This window comes from Pseudoalteromonas sp. SIMBA_162 (genome assembly GCF_046535955.1).
GTDB lineage: Bacteria > Pseudomonadota > Gammaproteobacteria > Enterobacterales > Alteromonadaceae > Pseudoalteromonas > Pseudoalteromonas marina.
Map to the genome: position 1 here is coordinate 1 of NZ_JAWJBQ010001053.1, position 242 is coordinate 242.

At 64.5% G+C, this 242-nt stretch carries 1 protein-coding gene; it reads right to left on the reverse strand.

Going from position 1 to position 242, the window contains the following annotated elements; genetic code table 11:
* Positions 1–242, reverse strand: a 242-nt coding sequence (locus R0J88_RS22925; protein WP_410901306.1) for a hypothetical protein, incomplete at both ends; no start/stop codon positions are given.

A 242-nucleotide genomic window follows, 5' to 3' on the forward strand; every position in this document is an offset into this window, starting at 1 on the left:
GGACTCGGCCTGGCTGGCAGCGTCTTTCACTCCCGGTGGCAAGGCAGACGTCGCCTGACTGCGAGCAGGGCTACGCGCTTGGTTGCGTTCTGGACTGCGCGATTGGCTGCGAGCAGGGCTGCGCGTTTGGCTAGATGACCGCGCGGCCTGCGGTGGCGGGTTCAGCGAAATGCCTAGATGACGGCTGAGCAGGTTGGCCAGCAGGCCCTCGTCGATGGGCTTGATCAGGTAATCATCCATGC